The sequence below is a fragment of the Deltaproteobacteria bacterium genome (assembly GCA_003696105.1).
In the GTDB taxonomy this organism is placed as follows: Bacteria; Myxococcota_A; Polyangia; order Haliangiales; family J016; genus J016.
In genome coordinates, this window is sequence record RFGE01000376.1 from 1 (window position 1) to 3152 (window position 3152).

The window sequence follows — 3152 nt, forward strand, 5'->3', positions numbered from 1 at the left end:
GGCCTCGCCCGCGGCGCCGGCGGCCTTGGCGGCCTCGCCCGCGGCGCCGGCGGCCTCGCCCGCGGCCTTCGCGGCCTCGCCCGCGGCCTTCGCGGCGGCGGCGGCCGGCGTCGGCGCGGCGCTCGGGGTCTTGGCGGTGTCGGCCGGCTTCGCGGCGGGCGCCGGCGCCTCGGAGGACTGCTCCGTCTTCTTCTTGGAGCAGGCGGCGAGGCTGAGGGCGGCGATGGACAGCAGGATGACGGTGAGCTTCTTCATGGGGAAATCCTCCTTGGGCGAACAATCTAGCTCCGCTCATCCCGATACAGTCGTCATCCATTGCACTGAATCGTCACGCCCCGGTGACAATCGGTGATAACGTGCGGCGACATGACCGACACCCTGCGCATCGATCCGTCCGCTTGCGCCGTGCTGTTCATCGACATCCAGGACAAGCTGCACGCCGCGATGGCCGACGGCCCGCGGCGCTCGGTCGAGCGCTACGCGCCGATCCTGGTCGAGGCCGCGCGGCGTTTCGACCTGCCGGTCGTCGTCAGCGAGCAGTACCCGCAGGGGCTCGGCCGCACGATCGCGCCCCTCGAGGCGGCGCTGGTCGACCTCGGCGATCGCGTGTACCGGTTCGACAAGCTGGAGTTCTCGGTGTGCCGGACGCCGGCGTTCGCCGACCTGTACGCGCGGCTCGACCGGACCCAGTGGGTCGTCTGCGGCGAGGAGACGCACGTGTGCGTCTACCAGTCCGTCCGCGGCCTGTGCGCGCGCGGGGCGGCCGTTCACGTCCCGCGCGACGCGGTCGCGTCGCGCGCCGAGGCCAACGTGGAGGTCGGGCTGCGCCTGATCGAGCGCGCGGGCGGCATCGTCACCTGCACCGAGGCGGTCGTGTTCGACCTGCTGCAGCGCGCCGGCACCGACGACTTCAAGGCGCTGTCCCGACGGATTCGCTGACCGGCGCGGGCGCGGCGGCGACCAGGCGGATGATCGACTCGCCGCCGTCCGGGGCGCGCAGCAGCAAAATCCGCGCGCGGGCCCGATAGTCGCGCGCGTCGTCGTACAGGTCGTCGATCTGGTCGGCCAGCGCGATCACCTCGACCGTGTCGCCCGGCCGGATGAGCAGCTCGGTCGCGCGCCGCTCGAGGCTGCCGAGGTCGATCCGCGCCGGCTGTACGCCGCGGCACCGCTGGATCCGCACCCGCTCGGGGGCGACGATCGCCCGGCCCGTGGCGTCGTGCAGGTAGAACTCCGCGATCGCCTCGTCGTGCTCGGCCAGGTCCCACAGCCCTTCGGGCAGGCCGGCCAGTTGCGAGCGCCGCCACTGCTCGACCGAGTAATTGTAGTAGACGCACGGTTCGCCGGTCAGCGGGCTGGTGAGCACGTCGCGGGGGACGACCGTGCCGCGCACCCGCGCGACGCGGCCGACCGGGACGCCGGCGATCGGCTCCGTGCGCGGCGGAAACAGCGCGCCGAGGATGGCGGCGACGACGCCCATGCACCGGGACTATACCGGCCCGCGGCCCCGGACGCCGCCGGGCGGTGTGGCGCAGATCACATGTCCGGGCGGCGGGCGCATTTTGTCGCGCGATCGGCTGGCGCCGCCGCCGGCCCCCGGGGTACCGTATCCGCGGTCGCGGGGGGAAGCGACCGCATTGAGGCTGTAAGCGGCGCGCTTCGCGCGCGCGTCACTCGGGATCGTCGTCCACGACAGATGAGGAAAGTGTACATGCATCGATTTTGGCATCTCCGTCCGGGAACCCACCTGTGGCTCGTCGCCGCCGTCGCCGGCCAACTCGCGCTCGCGGCCTGCGGCGGGGGCGGTGACGACGACGACGACACCCACCCGCCGGACGCCGGCGGCGGCTCCGACGCGACCGGCGGCGGCGAGGACGCCGCGCCGCCGGACGCCGGACCGGGTCCCGCCTTCACGGTGACGCCGGACACCTTGACCCTGGCCGAGGGCGGCGCGTCGGGGACGTTCACGGTCGCGCTCACGGCGCCGCCGGCGGGATCGATCGAGGTGACCGTGGCGTCGAGCGACACGGGCGCGGTGACCGCGTCGCCGGCCACGCTCACGTTCACGAGCGACGACTACGACACGCCGCAGACGGTCACGGTCGCGCCGGTCGACGACCCCGACGCGGCCGACGAGAGCGCGACCGTGACCCTGTCCGCCGCGGGCATCGACGATGCGACGGTGACCGTCACCGTCACGGACGACGACAGCCAGGGCATCGTCGTGAGCCCGACCGAGGTGACCGTGGTCGAAGGCGCGACCGGGGTCGTGTCCGTCCGGCTCGCGGCCGAGCCGGCCGCCAACGTGACCGTCACGGTGGCCTCCAGCGACGACACGGTGGCGACCGCCGCACCGTCGACCTTGGTGTTCACGCCGGCGGATTGGGACGACCCCCAGGACGTGACCATCGAGGGCGTCGACGACGAGGACGTCGAGGACGAGACGGCGACGGTCACGCTGTCGTCCACCGGCCTGTCGAACGCGACCGTGAACGTCACGGTCGCGGACGACGACAGCCTGAACATCGCGGTCGCACCGCCGACGGTGGCGCTCACCGAGGGCGGAGCCGGCAAGACGATCGGCGTGACGCTCACGCAACAGCCGTCGGCCGACGTCACGGTGACCATCGCGACCGCGGACCCGGACGCGGTCGCGATCGACAAGACGTCGATGACGTTCACGCCCGGTAACTATTCGGTGACGCAGCTCGTCACGGTCACCCCGGTGGACGACGACGACACCCTCAACGAGACGGTTGCGATCACGTTCTCCGCGCCCACGTTGACGTCCCGCACCGCCACCGTGACGGTCGCGGACGACGACACCCAGGCGATCCTCGTGAGCGACGCGAACGTGTCGGTCACGGAGGGCGGCACCGCCACCTTCACGGTCCGGCTCGCGTTCAACCCCGTGATCGACGCGGACGTGACCATCACGTCGTCCGATACGAACGCGGTCACGGTGTCGCCGGCTACGGTGACCTTTTCGTCGGACACCTACCAGACGCCGAAGACCATCACGGTCACCGGCGTCCAGGACGACGACCTCGCCGCCGCAATGGCCACCCTCACCCTGTCGTCCGCGGTCGCTCCCGACGACGCGACGGTCGCGGTCGCCGTGACCGACGACGACAGCCAGGCGATCCAGGTCA

At 72.3% G+C, this 3152-nt stretch carries 3 protein-coding genes and 1 pseudogene; 3 read left to right on the forward strand and 1 reads right to left on the reverse strand.

Features of this window, described 5'->3' with window-relative positions:
* Nucleotides 1–106: pseudogene (locus D6689_22910) on the forward strand (cytochrome c5 family protein).
* Nucleotides 107–366: 260 nt separating this feature from the next.
* Complete coding sequence (locus D6689_22915) at nt 367–939, forward strand: isochorismatase family protein (GenBank protein RMH36057.1); 573 nt, start codon at nt 367–369, stop codon at nt 937–939.
* Here the strand turns inward: D6689_22915 and D6689_22920 are convergent.
* A complete protein-coding gene (locus D6689_22920) occupies nt 911–1480 on the reverse strand; it encodes a hypothetical protein (GenBank protein ID RMH36058.1) in 570 nt (189 codons plus the stop codon). The genes D6689_22915 and D6689_22920 overlap by 29 nt on opposite strands.
* 225 nt (nt 1481–1705) lie before the next feature.
* Here D6689_22920 and D6689_22925 point away from each other — a divergent pair.
* A partial coding sequence (locus D6689_22925) for a hypothetical protein (GenBank protein RMH36059.1) occupies nt 1706–3152 on the forward strand: 1447 nt, incomplete at its 3' end.